The following is a 15,473-nucleotide window of genomic DNA, read 5'->3' as shown; positions in this document are numbered from 1 at the left end:
ATGAACCAGATCCGATACCTGCTCTTTTTACTCCCGCTGGCGTTTTGCGGCGCAGCTGCCCAAACGAAAACGGATACCCTCGCGGGGCCGGTCACCCTCGAGCAATGTATTCGCTATGCGCTGAAAAATCAGCCCGGCGTACAGCAATCGCTGCTCGACGAGGAGATCACCGAGCGCGATATCCGCGCCAGCCTGGCAGGGTGGCTGCCACAGGTCAGCGGCGACGCCAACCTGTCGCATTACCTGAAAAGGCCTACCACCCTTTTTAACGGGCAGCCGGTGCAGATACAGCCGTCGTATAGCTCGCTGTTCGGTGTAGAAGCCAACCAGTCTATCTTTAGCACCGGCCTGGTACTGGCCTCGAAAGCCTCCAGGTTCACCCGCGAGCAGAGCCGGCAAAATACAGAGCTTACGCGGATCGCTACGGTGACGGACGTAAGCAAAGCTTACTATAACATCCTCACCAGCCAGGAGCAGCTGCGGATCCTCGACGAGGATATCCTCCGCCTGGAAAAGCAGCTGAAAGATTCTTATGCACAGTACCAGGCCGGGATTGCAGACAAAACGGATTACCAGCGTGCTACCATTACGCTGAACGGCGCACGTGCGCAAAAAAAGACCACGGCCGAATCCCTCAACTACAAATATGCCTACCTGAAACAACTTATCGGACTGTCGCCGCAGACCCCCATTCAACTGGCGGTACGGAGCACCGGTATGGAGCAGGAGATGCTGCTGGACACCCTGCAGGCACTTAACTATGATAACCGTGTAGAGATCAGGCAGCTGCGCACCCGTCAGCAATTACTGGCGCTTAACACGTCGTATTACCGCTACGGCTTCCTGCCCGAAGTATCTGCGTTTGTTAACTATAACCTCTCGTACCAAAACAACCGTTTCCAGGACCTCTACAGCACTAAATACCCCAATTCGCAGGCGGGCCTCACGCTCTCGATCCCCATATTTACCGGTACCCGGCGACTGCAAAACCTCCGCCGTGCGGAATTGCAGGAACGCAGGATGGAGCTCGACCTGGTAGATACACGCAACGCCGTAAACACCGAGTACCAGACGGCCATCGCCTCCTACCGCAGCAACCTCAACGAGTGGAAAACCTACCAGGCGAACGTGGCCCTGGCAAGAGACGTTTACAATACCATTAAACTCCAGTATAACGAAGGCATCAAAACCTTTTTGGAAGTTACCATAGCCGAATCAGACCTCCGCACAGCGGAAATCAGCTACCTGAACGCATTATACAGCGTTTTATCCAGCAAACTCGACGTACAAAAAGCCTCCGGGACCTTACCTGTCAATCCTTAATTACCTTACCATGAACAAAAACATTGCAATACTTTTCCTGGTCGCTTCTGTCGCGGCCGTTTCCTGTTCAAACTCCACCCCTCCGGCGGCGCCTGTTCCGCCGCCTGCCAATGTGGCCACTTATATTGTAAGCGAAGAAACCGTAGTGGGCACCGACAGCTACCCGGCCTCGGTGGTACCGCTTAACGAAGTGGAGCTCCGGGCGGAAGTTGGAGGTTACCTTACCGGTGTGTATGTAACAGACGGACAGAAGGTTTCGAAGGGACAGAAATTATACGAGGTAGACCGCACCCGGTATCTTGCCGCGGTACAGTCGGCTTCCTCGGCGGTACGGATCGCTCAGGCCAACCTCGACAAGGTAAACAAGGACCTGGAGCGCTATACCCGCCTGGCGCAGCAGGACGCCATTGCCAGGCAGCGGGTAGATTACGCACAAACCGACGTAAATAACGCGCAGGCGCAGCTCGAAGCCGCCAAATCGACCTTAAACAACACCCGGAACGACCTCGGCCATGCGGTAATCACCGCACCGTTCTCCGGGACCATCGGCATCGCGGCGGTAAAACGCGGCTCGCTGGTAGCGGCCGGGTCCACCCTCATCAATACCCTTTCTTCGGAAGATCCCATCGCGGTAGATTTTTCCATCAATGCCGCCGATATCGGGCGTTTTAACGCTTTGCAGCGAAGCGTTGCCGCAGAGTCGGTATTTTCTGTCGCCGTAGCCGGGCAGGACACCCTCCGGCTTCCCGGGAAGATCGTTGCCATAGACCGCGCCGTAAATGAACAGACAGGGACCATCACCGTAAGGGTGAGCTTTCCCAATGCCGGCGGACGGCTTCGTGCAGGCATGACCTGCACGCTGCTGGTGCGCAACTCAGATGACGGTAAGAAATTAACCATCCCGACTAAAGCGCTCACCGAGCAAATGAGCGAGTTCTTTGTGTTCATCGTGGGCGACAGCAGCAAGGTATCACAACGGAAAGTAGATGTAGGCGCCCGTTTTGGCGATAAAGCGGTGATCCGCAACGGCCTCAAAGCCGGCGACACCATTGTAAGCGACGGCGTGCAAAACCTGCGCGAAGGAGCCGTTGTAAACGCGAACAAACCTTAAACCCGTCCAGATGATCTCAGATGTATTTATAAAAAGACCGGTTACTGCCATTGTGGTCTCTATCGTTATCGTGTTGGTGGGGGTGATCTCTATCCTGACGCTGCCCGTAAGCCAATACCCCGACATCACGCCGCCAGTAGTACAGGTATCGGGCGGCTATACGGGAGCCGATGCACAAACCGTAGAGCAAACCGTGGTTACGCCCGTGGAAACACAGATCAACGGAACGCCGGGAATGGCCTACCTCCAGTCGAATGCCACCAGCGACGGCAGGATCTCGACCAACGTTACTTTCGAAATCGGCACCGACGTGAACATCGCCACGCTCGATGTGCAAAACCGTGTGAGTGTAGCCCTCCCTACCCTGCCCGACGAGGTGAGACGCCTCGGCCTTACCGTTAAGAAACGCAATCCCACGATCATGATGGTGCTTACCGTGTATTCTCCCAAGAAATCGCACGACATCAAGTTCCTCGATAACTACACCAATATCTATATCAAGGACGCCCTGTTGCGCGTAAAGGGTGTGGGTGATGTGACCGCTATCGGGCAGGATTTCAGTATGCGCGTGTGGTTAAAACCGGATAAGCTCTCCCAGCTGGGCATGTCGCCCAACGAGGTGCTCAACGCCCTCCGCGAGCAGAACATCCAGGTAGCGGCCGGCACCGTGGGCGCAACCCCGCAATACAACTCCCAGGCCTTCGAATATTCCATTTACGTAAACGGAAGGCTTGACAGCGAAGAGCAGTTCAACAACGTCGTGGTACGCACCAACCCGCGCGACGGGAGCCCGGTTTACCTGAAAGACGTAGCCAGGATCGAGCTGGGACAGTTCAGCTACGGGCGGTCCTCGACCATCAACGGCAACCCCACTACCATCCTGTTGGTGAACCAGGCGCCGGGCAGCAACGCCATCGAAACCGCCGAAGGGGTAACCAAAACCATGGAGGAGCTTAAAAGCAAGTTCCCGGCCGATATGGACTATAAAGTAGCTTTTGAAACCGTAAACGTGGTAAAAGTGTCTATCGAAGAAGTGATCCATACCCTGGTGGAGGCTTTGCTGCTGGTTACGCTGGTGGTATTCCTGTTCCTCCAGAACTGGCGCGCCACGCTGATCCCGATCCTGGCTATCCCGGTTTCGATCATCGGTACGTTCATCCTCTTTATCCCGCTGGGGTTCACCATCAACACGTTAACCTTATTTGGATTCGTGCTCGCTATCGGTATCGTGGTAGACGATGCCATCGTGGTGGTGGAAGCCGTGCAGCATTATATAGACCACGACAAATTATCGGCAAAGGAAGCCACCCGCAGGGCGATGAAAGATATCACCGCACCGGTGATCGCTATTGCGCTCATCCTGGCCGCGGTATTTATCCCCGTAGGGTTTATCCCCGGGATCGTGGGACGCCTGTACCAGCAGTTCGCCATTACGATCGCGATCTCGGTAATGCTTTCGGCGTTCATCGCGCTGTCGCTTACCCCGGCCCTGTGCTCGATGATGTTAAAGCCTGCCAACCTGGATAAGGATTCCAGGGGCATCAACAAGCTTTTCTTCCGGTTCAACCAATGGTTTGGAAAAGTAACACACTCCTACTCCAACGGGGTAAAAAGGAGCATCAAAGCGACGCCGCTGGTACTCATCATCGGGGTATGTATTTATGCGGGCACGCTCGGGTTGTTTAAAATGAAGCCAACAGGTTTTATTCCTACGGAGGATGAAGGCCGGCTGTTCGTTTCGGTAGAGCTTCCCCAAAGTGCGTCGAGCATACGCACCAAGGAGATCCTCAACCAGCTTTCTGACATTATCGGCAAAAAAGTTCCCGCCATCAGCAACGCCACCGCTATCGCCGGGTTAAATGCGCTCAACTTCTCCTTCAAACCGAGCAGCGGTACCATCTTTATACAGATGAAGCCTTGGGATGAACGGCAGGCAGATTCCTTACGCCTTTACGGTGTGATCGCCAAGCTGCAGCAGGAGTTCTCGGTGATTAAAGGCGCCACCATCCGCGTGGTCGCCCCACCGGCGATTCCCGGGCTGGGTAACTCCGGCGGCGTGAGCTTTATGCTGGAACAGCGTGAAGGCGCCGGCGACATCAAGGCATTTGAAACCCAGGTGATGAAGTTCATGATGGCCGCTAACCAGCGGAAGGAGATCGGCCTGGCCTATACTTTCTTCACCGCTAAAACACCGGGCTACCAGGTCACCGTCGACCGGGAACGGGCCAAGAAGCTGGGCGTGCCTTTGTCGAACATATTTTCAACGATTTCCACGCTCATGGGGAGTTCCTATGTAAACGACTTTACCAAATATGGCCGGAATTTCAGGGTGGTGGCACAAGCCGATACGATGTACCGCAAAGACATCAGCGATATCGGTAACTACTTCGTGCTGAACCAGGCCGGCGAGTCGATCCCGCTGAGCACGCTCATCAGCTATAAAGTGGTAGAGAGCGCCCCGCTGATCTCGCATTATAACCTGTTCCGCTCGGCGGAGTTCACGGTAGAAGCAAGACCCGGTTATAGCTCCGGGCAAGCCATACAGGCGCTGCGGGAAGTGGCCGCGCAGGTGCTCCCCGCCGGTTATGGATACGATTTCTCCGGCCTTAGCCGCGAAGAGATCAGCTCGGGGAACAGCACCACCGTGATCTTCGGCCTCTCCATCGTATTCGTGTTCCTGCTGCTGGCGGCATTGTACGAAAGCTGGTCGGTACCGTTCTCGATCCTGCTGGCGGTACCGCTGGGCGCTTTCGGGGCGATCATTGCCCTTACCTTCCTGCCACAGCTTACCAATAACGTGTATGCACAGATCGGCTTGATCACGCTGATCGGGCTCTCCGCCAAAAACGCTATCCTGATCGTCGAATTCGCGAAAGAAAGAGTGGATTGGGGAATGTCGCTGCTGAGCGCTACCGTCGAAGCGGTACAACTGCGCTTACGACCGATCATCATGACTTCGTTCGCGTTTATCCTAGGGGTACTGCCACTGGCGTTTTCGTCAGGCGCGGGCGCCGTAGCCCGTCAAACCATCGGCTGGACCGTGATCGGCGGTATGCTGGCGGCGACCTTACTGGCCATCTTTATCGTACCTGTTATATTCGTGCTCATCGTTAAGATCGCTTACGGGAAAAAGAAACTGGAAGCGTTACAGGCCGCGTATAACCCGGAAGCGCATAAAGATACGCTGCATGCGGAGGAGTAGTGGTTTGTCAGTTTCCGTGAGCAATTGTCAGTTCCTGTTCTGCAATTACGCAACCGTTAATTGGTAACGATCACTCCCACGTCATTAAGTGAGAGTTCTGCGTTTGTCAGCAACAGGTAACCGGAAATTGACCGCTGACTGGAATGATTTTTGCGGGTGGATATGTACATAATTATTTTCAAAAAGTCAATACGTTTGCGTCAACTTTTTTAGTCAAAACTCGTTAATCACTTAAAAGTTGTTAACTTTGCAAACTTTCAGAAAGGGGAATCCACACAATCAATGAGACAACTCAAGATAACGCAGTCCATTACCAACCGTGAATCGCAGTCACTCGACAAGTATTTACACGAAATTGGTAAGGTGGACCTGATTACAGCCGAAGAAGAGGTTATTCTAGCACAGAAGATTCGTGAAGGGGACCAGGCGGCATTAGAGCGACTGACCAAAACAAATTTACGTTTCGTAGTTTCGGTAGCGAAACAGTACCAGAACCAGGGTTTAACGCTCGGCGACCTGATCAACGAAGGTAACCTCGGTTTGATCAAAGCCGCCAAACGCTTTGACGAAACCAAAGGCTTTAAATTCATCTCTTACGCGGTATGGTGGATCCGTCAGTCCATCCTGCAGGCCATTGCCGAGCAATCGCGTATTGTGCGCCTACCGTTAAACCAGGTGGGATCGCTCAGCAAGATCAGCAAGGCTTTTTCAAAGCTCGAACAGGAATATGAGCGCGAGCCATCGCCCGAAGAATTGGCAGATATCCTGGAAACTACGGTAGACAAGATCTCCGATACGCTGAGTAATTCCGGCCGTCACGTGTCTATGGATGCGCCTTTTGTACAGGGCGAAGAAAATACCCTGTTAGATGTACTCGAAAACAACGATCCGAACACGGATAGTAACCTGATCAACGAATCGCTTTCGGAAGAAATAAAACGTTCATTGGCTACCTTGACCGAACGCGAGCGCGAGATCATCGTGCTTTTCTTCGGGTTAAGCACCAATCACCCGCTTTCGCTGGAAGAGATCGGCGAAAAATTCAACCTCACGCGCGAGCGTGTACGCCAGATCAAAGATAAGGCGCTTCAGCGGTTGAGACATACCTCAAGAAGCAAGATCCTGAAATCTTACCTGGGGTAATAATTTCCCGGATAACCAAAATTAAAAGGCTTCCTGTAAAAAGGAGGCCTTTTTTATGCAATTTCCAGCCATTGCTGTATTTTGCGTCATATGACCCTAAGCATTCCCCGGCTGCTCTTCTCCCTGTTCATAGCAGCTACCGCGATCACGTTCGTATTTGCTTATAACGGTTATCCCTTATTTTCCATCGATTCTTCGTGTTTTGTGCCGGCAGGTTATTTCATTCGCCATACGCATGCGCTGGTCAACCCTTTCTATGATGGCGGCGTGAGTACAACGCCTGGTAATTTCTTATTCTATCCACCGCTTTTTCCCTGTGTAATAGCCCTGGTGTCGGGCATGCTTCCCTCCCATTTAAATAGCCTTGCCGCCACGTTAACCCTATTGGACACGCTTACCGTTGCCGTGCTGCTGCTCAGCCTGTACCGGTACATCCCTAAAAGCAGGCACCGGGGCACCTGGATAACAGCGTTATTTTCAGCCGTTTGGCTAACCGCTTTGTTTAGTTTCCAGGGAATCTCGCCGGGCAGGCCCGAGATCTTATGTAAGCTGTTCATCTCGCTGTTCATTCTCAATAACTTATATCCTGGTTCGCGAAAGAGAAACCTGTTTAACGGCGTCCTTACCGGGCTTACCGCCATCACCTCACCGATATCGACGTTTTACCTTTTGCCCATGATGTGGTGCGTCCTCCTGTACCGGGAAGAGCTCACGTTACGGACCGTCTTCGAAACGATGGCGGGCGCAGCCTTCGTCTTCCTGCTTTTCGCGGTTTTTTACCCCTACAAGATCAGCGAGCTGGTTACCGCCATGGTCGCACATTCACGGAACGTGATCTTCCACCGTTATGAAGAAAGCTTGTTAGGCGGGTTTAAAACCAACCACCTTTTTACGCTCAACCCTTTAAGCGTGGTGTCTTTTTTTGCGGCGCTTGTGATCGCGCTGAGCGCACTGCTCAGGAAAAAGAAATACCGGGTTATCTTTCCTCTCACCCTGCTGGTTGCGGTGGTGTGCTACTTCTCCTTCAGGAGCATGCCCATGTCTTACAACCTGTACGTGCTTACGCCACCGGTGTTCTTTATCATTTTTGTTTGGTACGTTAATACAGGCGAAGGGGTTCGGTTAACCGGGAGGCATGGTATTGCGCAATGGCTGCTTATCGTCCTGCTCGCCGTTAACGCCACAGGTTTTATCCGCCGGGTGGCTGTTTTTGCCGCTGCGCGCGACCGGTTTGTTACCGCATCCTATTTCCGGGATGAGTTCGAAAGCCTGCAAAGAAAGATCAGGCAGGGAGAAAAGATCAGTATTACCAGCGGTCTCTGGCCGTATTGCCTGGACCGGTCGGACCGTGTTATTATCGCTTACTCAGGTGAGCAAATACCTTCCGATACCGCCGTTCGCTTTTTAATGGTGCAGCAAAGTTACTCCGGCAGGCTCGAGCCGGAAGTATATCCCGGCTTCCACATCATCAAAGACGGGTTTATCAGGCAAAACGTACGGCTGGCTGGCCTAAAAATAAGCAACACCTACCCGGGCTATCAAATAGCGATCTATGAAAGGAATTAAAAACCCAGTTTACCGCGACTTTATCAAGCTTTACTGGGCCTGGTTACTGGTGGGTAATATTGCGGGATGGGTGGTGTTCATGGGCGCCGGCCTCCTGCTGGCTACCGTTACGAAACTGGTAATCTACCCGGCCGTCTACTCCGTCTCGCTTATTTTCAGCAGCCGGAATAAGTATTACTTTCTTAACCTGGGAAGCAGTACGGGTGCTCTTTTTATCAAGCTGGTCCCGGCCGACTTCCTGCTATTCCTGCTAATCGCCTGGCTCCTCCAACTGTTCACCCATGCTTAACATCGACAGCGTAACCCTGAGTTTTTCGGGCAAAAGCGTCCTTTCAGGTTGTTACCTGTCCTGCCGTCCCGGCGAGATTGTCGGCCTCCTGGGCAGAAACGGGTCCGGGAAGTCGAGCCTGCTAAAGATCATCTTCGGATCGCTGAAAGCCGATTTCAAACACCTGCGGATTGATGACAAGATCGTAAACCGGGCTTTCAAGAGCCAGGAAGTCGCTTATTTGCCGCAGGATAGCTTCTTCCCGTCGTTTTTAAAGGTACCGGATGTTCTTCCAAAGATCCGCCGGTCATTGATCGCGGGCACCGGTATTGAGCGTATACTTGACAGTTGCAAGGACAAAACAGTGGGCGACCTTTCGGGCGGGGAGCTAAAAATGCTGGAAACCAGCTGGATCGTATCACGGCCTGCTACATACATCCTGCTCGACGAGCCGTTTATGGGCGTTTCCCCGATCCATGTAGAAATGCTGCAGGAGCTGATCCGCCGGGCGGCGGTAACTAAAGCGGTTGTGCTCACCGATCATAATTACCGCCCGCTGATGGAAGTAAGCACCCGCATCTTGCTGCTTCACAACCAGGCGGTGTACCCCATCAGGGAAGAAGCCGAACTGGTGCGCTACCAGTACATCCCCGACTTCCGTTAAATTTACAATTGAATAACGGAAGATGACCTTCGCCATCGTATTTTGCGTCATGAAAACGATCGCAATTTACCAGGCTGATGCATTTACCAGTCATTTATTTGGTGGTAACCCGGCGGCTATCTGTCCGCTCGACGAATGGCTGCCAGCTCCTCAAATGCAAAAGATCGCCGCCGAAAACAACCTGGCGGAAACCGCATTTTTTATTCACCAGGGAAACGACTTCGAACTGCGCTGGTTCACCCCTGAATACGAGATCGACCTGTGCGGACACGCCACGCTGGCGAGTGCACACATTCTTTTTACGGCGCTCGGCTATAACCGCGATACCATCCACTTTCATACCCTTAAAGCGGGCACGCTTACCGTTACGCGGGAAGGCGACAAGTACAGCCTCAATTTCCCGTCGCGCGTGGCGGAAAAAGCCGAAGCGCCCGAATTCCTCCTGGAAGCGATGGGCGCCAAACGGCCCCTTGAAATACTAAAATCACGTGATTATATGCTGGTGTACGAGTCGGAGGACGACATCGTTAACCTGAAGCCCGATTTTAACCTGCTAAGCAAGGTAAATACCGTGGGCGTTATCGCGACGGCGCCGGGCAGATCGAGCGACTTCGTTTCTCGCTTCTTTGCACCCGGTGCCGGGATTAACGAAGACCCGGTTACAGGCTCGGCACATTGCAACCTCATTCCCTACTGGGCGGAGAAGCTGGGAAAGACCGAATTACACGCTTTCCAGGTTTCGGCACGCAGAGGCGAATTGTGGTGTGCGCTTAAAGGTGACCGGGTAACTATGGCCGGGAATGCGGTAACGTATTTGAAGGGGGAAATCTATGTATGAGGACGTTTTAACCCTAATTACATATAAACATAAGTAATTCCGTCGCCTCCGCGGTCTGCGTGCTCGTCTTCTATGCGTTTTACATGCGAATACTTTCTCAGGTAGTCGCGGATCAGCTTGCGGAGAATGCCATCGCCTTTTCCATGAATGATCCTGAGGCTTGGGAAACCCATCATTAAAGCGCGATCTAGCAGCTTCTCGATCTCGTAAAGCGCTTCTTCCCCGCGCATACCCCTCACATCAAGCTCGGGCTTAAACTGTGCGATGGAATCGGCGCTCAGCGTAGACGACGATTTGCGCACTTCCTTCGGCACCTCTTTCATGGTGATCTTTTGCACGCGTTTGCGCTTTACCACCGAACGCAGGTCGCCGATGGCCAGTACCACGTTGTCTTTATGGAGGTCTATTACCTGGCCTATGGTGTCAGAATCCGTTAGTTTTACCCAGTCGCCCTGCGCGAGCTCTTCCGCCGGCTGCGCGGCTATCGCGAGCTTCGGCGCTTCCTTCACTTCGTTCTTTTTCATCTCCTGGCGGAGATTTTCGCGGAGGTCCCGGGTTATTTGCTGATCGGCTTTGCTTTCGCGGATCCCGGAAATAGTGTTTTCGATCAGCTTGTTCGCTCCCTGGATGATCTGCTGCGCTTCCTGTTTCGCTGCTTTTAAAATGCCCTTCTTATTCTCTTCCAGGTAAGCTTTAAGCTTCTCGTTTTCGTCGATCAGCGCTTTTACGCGGCGTTCCTGTTTCTGCATTTCCGCGCGGGATTCTACCAGGAGCTTTTTGTCGCGCTCAAGATCGATCAGCATCGAGTCGACCCGTTTCTGGTGTTCCCCGATCTTGCTTTTCGCAGATTCGAGCACTTCGTTGGGCAACCCGATCTTTTGGGCGATCTCGAATGCGTAAGAGCTCCCCGGCTTACCGGTTTCAAGGATATACATCGGGCGCAAGCCTACCGAATCGAACAGCATCGAGGCATTTTCGATGCCTTCTGCCGCATTGGCGAAGATCTTGAGGTTAGAATAATGCGTAGTGATCACCCCGCGGATCTTCTTTTTATTGAGCGCTTCCAGTACCGCTTCGGCCATCGGGCCGCCAAATTGAGGGTCGGTGCCGGTACCGAACTCGTCGATAAGCACCATCGTCCGCGCATCTGCATGCTGTACGAAATACTTCATTTTTGACAAGTGAGCGCTATAAGTACTCAAATCGCTTTCAATAGACTGGTCATCGCCGATATCCGCAAAGATCTGCCTGAAAACGCCGACTTTCGAAGCACTGTCTGCAGGGATCAACAAGCCTGCCTGCACCATTACCTGCAGCAGGCCGACCGTTTTCATGCATACGGATTTTCCGCCGGCATTAGGCCCCGAAACAACCACAATGCGCTGCCCCTGGTCGATCCGTACGTTAAGCGGCACAACAGCCTGCTGGTGTTTCTTCATGGCCAGCAGCAGCAACGGGTGACGCGCGTTTACTAGGTTAAGCGTTTGGTCTGTGAGCAGCTCAGGCATTGCGCCTTCCACTTCCAGCGCAAAAAGGGCTTTTGCACGCACAAAATCCAGTTTCGCCAATAAGCCGTGGTATGATTCCAGCAGGGGCACATACGGGCGGAGCTCGGTAGTTAGCGCGGTAAGGATCCTGATAGTTTCGCGGCGAAGATCGAACTCCAGGTCGCGTACCTGGTTGTTCAGCCTGAAAACTTCTTCGGGCTCAAGGTACACGGTTTGCCCGGAAGCTGATTCATCATGGATAAATCCCTTAAGCTTGCGTTTATTTTCGGCGAGCACCGGGATACACAAGCGGCCATCGCGCACGGTTAAGCCGCCATCGGCCACCCAGCCGTTTTCACGTGCCTGGTTAAACACCTGGCTGATCTTCTTCCTTGCCTCCTGCTCTGCTTTGGCAATGGCCGAGATGATCTCCTGCAGCTCTTTCGATGCGTTCGGCCGGATCTTTCCCCTGGGGTCTATCACCTGTTCGATCTGCCGGATGATCTTCTTTTCTACGGGAAGATGCTCAAATAAAGCTTCGAGGTTTGGGTACAATCCTTCCCGGTCGTTAAAATAAGCGATCACCGCGAATACGGTAGTGAGCGAAACCAGCAAGCGGAAGAACTCGTCTTCGGTTAAAAAAGAGCCTTCTACCCTGGCTTTTCGCGCCAGCTGTTCGATGTTATAAAAGTTCTGGATGGGAAGCGGAGAATCATTCTCCAGGATATTCTTACACTCGTCTGCCTGCCGCAGGAACTTGTTGATCTGCTCGAAGTTAGACATCGGCCTGATCCTGTCGGCCATTTCCCGGCCCATTTCACTGAGGCACTGGGACCTGATAAGGGCTTTGACCTCGGTAAAACCGAGTTTATCGAGGGCGTTTTCGGGGTATGTCATGCAGGGTTGAACGTTATTCGTTGACGTTGTACGTTTCTATCCCTCTTTTAGTATGGCGCAGCCTGGCGTCAATGCAGGGACGCAGAAAGTACAACGTCTAACGTCGAACGTATTAAACTTTTGCCGGCGTATTCAACGCTTTGGAAGCATCCAGGGATACGGCAGATTTATCGAAACGGATCTTACCCCCGCCTTCGGTTTCAATCAGGAAGGTGGTGTCGTTCATATCAACAATTTTGCCATGGATGCCTGCGGTGGTGATCACGCGCGAGCCTTTTGTTAATTCGTCAATATACTTCTTGTGATCCTTTGCCTTTTTCATCTGGGGGCGTATCATAAAAAAGTAAAACACTAAGATGATCATCCCTAAGGTGAGCATCGAGGTCATGTTTGGGTTCATATTTGTTTGCTTACACTATTAATTTGTACTTTTTGCGGTAACCTCGCCGGTTAAATGGACCTCGTTAACTGCAGGGCTGGCGTTCGAAGTAACGGTGATCACTTTGTCCTGCATACCGCTTTTGCCGGTGCTGTTAAACGTCACGTCGATATTGCCGGTAGCGCCCGGAACGATCGGCTCGTGCGGGTAAGTCGGCGTGGTGCAGCCGCAGGTGGCGGTAGCGTTGGTAATGATCAGCGGAGATTTCCCGGAGTTCTTAAACTTAAAGGTGTACGATATTTTCTCACCTTCTTTGATCTTTCCGAAGTCGTATTTCACGTTCTCGAACTCCATGATCGCTGCATCCGGGTTTGGCGCTACCTGCGAAGTATCCGTGCTCGCTACGACCGTTGCCGCCGTAGAATCCTGGCTGGTTGCCGATTTGTTTCCGCTGCATCCTGCAGCAAGTGCCGCTGCAGTCAAAATATAAATGAACTTGTTCATATGATTAATTATTCTAATAATCCTCTTCCAAATTTACGGACCTTGCCTTCCGCTTTCAGTTCCGCGTAAATTTTGTCTAAAATACCATTTATAAACGTATTGCTCTTGGGCGTGCTGAACTCTTTCGAGATCTCTATGTACTCGTTAATGGTTACTTTAACCGGGATCGACGAGAAATGCACCAGTTCCGTAACGGCCATTTTCATGAGTAAAGTATCGATCATCGCGATGCGATCAGACTCCCAGTTCTTTGTTTTCTGCGCGATGAGGGCCTGGTATTCCGAATCGAAAGCCACGCACCGGTTAAACAGGTCGACAATAAACTGCCGGTCTTCTTCCCAGTTAGGGCAAAGTTCAGCCAGCTTGTTCTCTTTGGGATTTTCGCTGCTGAAGTTCTTGAACGTTTTGGCGATCAGCGCCTGGAGCACTTCCTTATCTACCGGCCAGTTGATGAACTTCTCTTCGAATACCTGCTCGATCACCGGGTTTTTGAGAATGATCTTCTTAAAGATCACCTTGATGATATCCTTTTCCGCGCGGATGGAGCGGTCTTCCTGTACCAGGTATTCGCCGTATTCGGGCATGGCCCTGAGGGTGCTGAAAACGGTGCGTACGATCTCCGGGTCGAACGACCAGGAAACCTTGTACTTCTTAAAACCCGCTAAATATTCAGGATTTGTACGTAAGGCGTTAATGAACTTGTTGTTATGGAGCGCCAGGTTTGCGTTGAGGTCGCCTTCGGAAGGAAGGTACTTATTTGCGCGCTCATCGGCATCGGTAACTACGTAGTCTGCAGTTTCGATCAGCAGCGAGAGCACCCAAATGTACATCTGGTAAACTTCGTCTACGCTTTGTAACAGGCTTTTCTCAAATGTTTTTACTTGTTTATTTTCCGACTGGTGGTATGCGTATAGTACCTGCAACACTTTAACCCTGAGGTGCCTTCTGTTTAACATAGAAATTGATAAGAACGATTTTTTTTATTTGCCGCAAATATAAGAACCCTTTATCTTTTTTATATCGGATATTCTTTTTAATGCAATAATATCTGCGGCTTCGTTGGCAGGAATATGCTCCTCCCTGGATTTTCTAAGCACAGAACGGGTTGCTTCATAGATATTTTCGGTGAGCTGCATGGTGCGCTTTTTGTTGTAGCCGGCAATTTCTGAATAGCAATTGATCATTCCGCCGGCGTTAATGAGGTAATCGGGCGCGTAAATGATCCCTTTGTCCAGCAGCATCTTACCATGTTTCTTCTCGTCGGCGAGCTGGTTATTGGCCGACCCGGCGATGATGGCGCATTTCATTTTCCGGATGGTATCGGTATTTACGGTCGCGCCGAACGCGCAAGGCGCGTAAACATCGAACTCGATATCGAAAAGTGCATTATTAGAGATCGCTTCGGCGCCATATCGCTTCGCCACACGGCCCGGTCTTTCGTCGTTGATGTCGCTCACATACACCCTGGCGTTCTCTTCGCGCAGCATTCGCACCAGGTTCTCGCCCACGTGGCCCACTCCCTGTACGGCAACGGAGCGTCCTGCGAGGTCGTCTGACCCGAACATTTCGCGCACACAGGCTTTAATTCCCATAAACACGCCGCGCGCGGTAACCGGTGCGGGGTCTCCGCTACCGCCTATCGATTCCGGTACGCCCGTAACGAAACTGGTTTCCATGCGGATAAATTCCATATCGCGCAGGTTGGTGCCGAGGTCTTCGGCGGTGATAAAAGATCCGTTAAGGTTTTGAATGAACCGGCCGAAACGACGCATCATCGCTTCGGTTTTATGTCCGCGGCTATCGCCGATGATCACCGCTTGCCCGCCGCCCAGGTTTAAGCCGCTGATAGCCGCTTTAAGGGTCATGGTACGGGATAGCCTCAACACATCCTGCAGGGCTTCCGCTTCCGACTTATACTGCCACATGCGGGTACCGCCCAGCGCAGGGCCGAGGGTGGTATCGTGAATGGCGATGATGGCCCGCAGCCCCGTGTCTTCATCGTTACAAAAAACCACTTCCTGGTGACCAAAACGGGTCAGCTGGGAAAAGATCGCGGCATTATCTTGACTGAAATCGGACATGTGGGTCAAA

Annotated in this window: 13 protein-coding genes; 8 read left to right on the top strand and 5 right to left on the bottom strand. The window is 52.3% G+C overall.

Going from position 1 to position 15,473, the window contains the following annotated elements; genetic code table 11:
- The 8 genes from GS398_RS14005 to GS398_RS13970 all read left to right on the top strand — a co-directional run bounded on the left by GS398_RS14005 (position 1) and on the right by GS398_RS13970 (position 10,115).
- The gene (locus tag GS398_RS14005; RefSeq protein WP_160907419.1) at positions 1-1,323 is read left to right on the top strand and encodes a TolC family protein; all 1,323 of its coding nucleotides are present in this window, start codon (positions 1-3) and stop codon (positions 1,321-1,323) included.
- A 10-nt stretch (positions 1,324-1,333) separates the two neighbouring features.
- A complete protein-coding gene (locus tag GS398_RS14000; protein WP_160907418.1) occupies positions 1,334-2,434 on the top strand; it encodes an efflux RND transporter periplasmic adaptor subunit in 1,101 nt (366 codons plus the stop codon).
- A gap of 10 nt (positions 2,435-2,444) precedes the next feature.
- A complete protein-coding gene (locus tag GS398_RS13995; protein WP_160907417.1) occupies positions 2,445-5,636 on the top strand; it encodes an efflux RND transporter permease subunit in 3,192 nt (1,063 codons plus the stop codon).
- A gap of 282 nt (positions 5,637-5,918) precedes the next feature.
- The gene (locus GS398_RS13990; protein ID WP_160907416.1) at positions 5,919-6,779 is read left to right on the top strand and encodes a sigma-70 family RNA polymerase sigma factor; all 861 of its coding nucleotides are present in this window, start codon (positions 5,919-5,921) and stop codon (positions 6,777-6,779) included.
- A 90-nt stretch (positions 6,780-6,869) separates the two neighbouring features.
- Positions 6,870-8,345, top strand: a complete 1,476-nt coding sequence (locus GS398_RS13985; RefSeq protein WP_160907415.1) for a hypothetical protein — start codon at positions 6,870-6,872, stop codon at positions 8,343-8,345.
- Positions 8,332-8,634, top strand: a complete 303-nt coding sequence (locus GS398_RS13980) for a hypothetical protein (protein WP_160907414.1) — start codon at positions 8,332-8,334, stop codon at positions 8,632-8,634. The genes GS398_RS13985 and GS398_RS13980 overlap by 14 nt, the downstream gene beginning before the upstream one ends.
- On the top strand, positions 8,627-9,277 hold the full coding sequence (locus GS398_RS13975; RefSeq protein WP_160907413.1) for an ATP-binding cassette domain-containing protein: 651 nt from the start codon (positions 8,627-8,629) through the stop codon (positions 9,275-9,277). Before GS398_RS13980 ends, GS398_RS13975 begins: the two co-directional genes overlap by 8 nt.
- Positions 9,278-9,326: 49 nt before the next feature.
- A complete protein-coding gene (locus GS398_RS13970) occupies positions 9,327-10,115 on the top strand; it encodes a PhzF family phenazine biosynthesis protein (protein ID WP_160907412.1) in 789 nt (262 codons plus the stop codon).
- 17 nt (positions 10,116-10,132) lie between these two features.
- On the opposite strand, the gene GS398_RS13965 is transcribed toward GS398_RS13970, so the two are convergent.
- The 5 genes from GS398_RS13965 to GS398_RS13945 all read right to left on the bottom strand — a co-directional run bounded on the left by GS398_RS13965 (position 10,133) and on the right by GS398_RS13945 (position 15,463).
- The gene (locus tag GS398_RS13965) at positions 10,133-12,499 is read right to left on the bottom strand and encodes an endonuclease MutS2 (protein WP_160907411.1); all 2,367 of its coding nucleotides are present in this window, start codon (positions 12,497-12,499) and stop codon (positions 10,133-10,135) included.
- A 112-nt stretch (positions 12,500-12,611) separates the two neighbouring features.
- On the bottom strand, positions 12,612-12,899 hold the full coding sequence (gene yajC / locus GS398_RS13960) for a preprotein translocase subunit YajC (protein ID WP_160907410.1): 288 nt from the start codon (positions 12,897-12,899) through the stop codon (positions 12,612-12,614).
- Positions 12,900-12,917: 18 nt separating this feature from the next.
- Entirely contained in the window at positions 12,918-13,382 is a 465-nt protein-coding gene (locus tag GS398_RS13955; protein WP_160907409.1) for a DUF1573 domain-containing protein, read from the bottom strand.
- A gap of 8 nt (positions 13,383-13,390) precedes the next feature.
- The gene (gene nusB / locus GS398_RS13950; protein WP_160907408.1) at positions 13,391-14,338 is read right to left on the bottom strand and encodes a transcription antitermination factor NusB; all 948 of its coding nucleotides are present in this window, start codon (positions 14,336-14,338) and stop codon (positions 13,391-13,393) included.
- 24 nt (positions 14,339-14,362) lie between these two features.
- Complete coding sequence (locus GS398_RS13945; RefSeq protein ID WP_160907407.1) at positions 14,363-15,463, bottom strand: Glu/Leu/Phe/Val family dehydrogenase; 1,101 nt, start codon at positions 15,461-15,463, stop codon at positions 14,363-14,365.
- Positions 15,464-15,473: the final 10 nt, after the last annotated feature.

Origin of the sequence: Hufsiella ginkgonis, assembly GCF_009834915.1 — a bacterium.
GTDB lineage: Bacteria > Bacteroidota > Bacteroidia > Sphingobacteriales > Sphingobacteriaceae > Hufsiella > Hufsiella ginkgonis.
The sequence above is the reverse complement of the archived record's forward strand: the minus strand, read 5'-3'. Positions and strand labels throughout refer to the sequence as shown.

Excerpts from the sequence above, each read along its gene's own strand:
- GS398_RS13970 (WP_160907412.1), top strand. The coding sequence starts at position 9,327 with ATGAAAACGATCGCAATTTACCAGGCTGATGCATTTACCAGTCATTTA.
- GS398_RS13990 (WP_160907416.1), top strand. The coding sequence starts at position 5,919 with ATGAGACAACTCAAGATAACGCAGTCCATTACCAACCGTGAATCGCAG.
- GS398_RS14005 (WP_160907419.1), top strand. The coding sequence starts at position 1 with ATGAACCAGATCCGATACCTGCTCTTTTTACTCCCGCTGGCGTTTTGC.
- nusB (WP_160907408.1), bottom strand. The coding sequence starts at position 14,338 with ATGTTAAACAGAAGGCACCTCAGGGTTAAAGTGTTGCAGGTACTATAC.
- GS398_RS13975 (WP_160907413.1), top strand. The coding sequence starts at position 8,627 with ATGCTTAACATCGACAGCGTAACCCTGAGTTTTTCGGGCAAAAGCGTC.
- GS398_RS13980 (WP_160907414.1), top strand. The coding sequence starts at position 8,332 with ATGAAAGGAATTAAAAACCCAGTTTACCGCGACTTTATCAAGCTTTAC.
- GS398_RS13945 (WP_160907407.1), bottom strand. The coding sequence starts at position 15,463 with ATGTCCGATTTCAGTCAAGATAATGCCGCGATCTTTTCCCAGCTGACC.
- GS398_RS13985 (WP_160907415.1), top strand. The coding sequence starts at position 6,870 with ATGACCCTAAGCATTCCCCGGCTGCTCTTCTCCCTGTTCATAGCAGCT.
- yajC (WP_160907410.1), bottom strand. The coding sequence starts at position 12,899 with ATGAACCCAAACATGACCTCGATGCTCACCTTAGGGATGATCATCTTA.
- GS398_RS13995 (WP_160907417.1), top strand. The coding sequence starts at position 2,445 with ATGATCTCAGATGTATTTATAAAAAGACCGGTTACTGCCATTGTGGTC.
- GS398_RS13955 (WP_160907409.1), bottom strand. The coding sequence starts at position 13,382 with ATGAACAAGTTCATTTATATTTTGACTGCAGCGGCACTTGCTGCAGGA.
- GS398_RS14000 (WP_160907418.1), top strand. The coding sequence starts at position 1,334 with ATGAACAAAAACATTGCAATACTTTTCCTGGTCGCTTCTGTCGCGGCC.
- GS398_RS13965 (WP_160907411.1), bottom strand. The coding sequence starts at position 12,499 with ATGACATACCCCGAAAACGCCCTCGATAAACTCGGTTTTACCGAGGTC.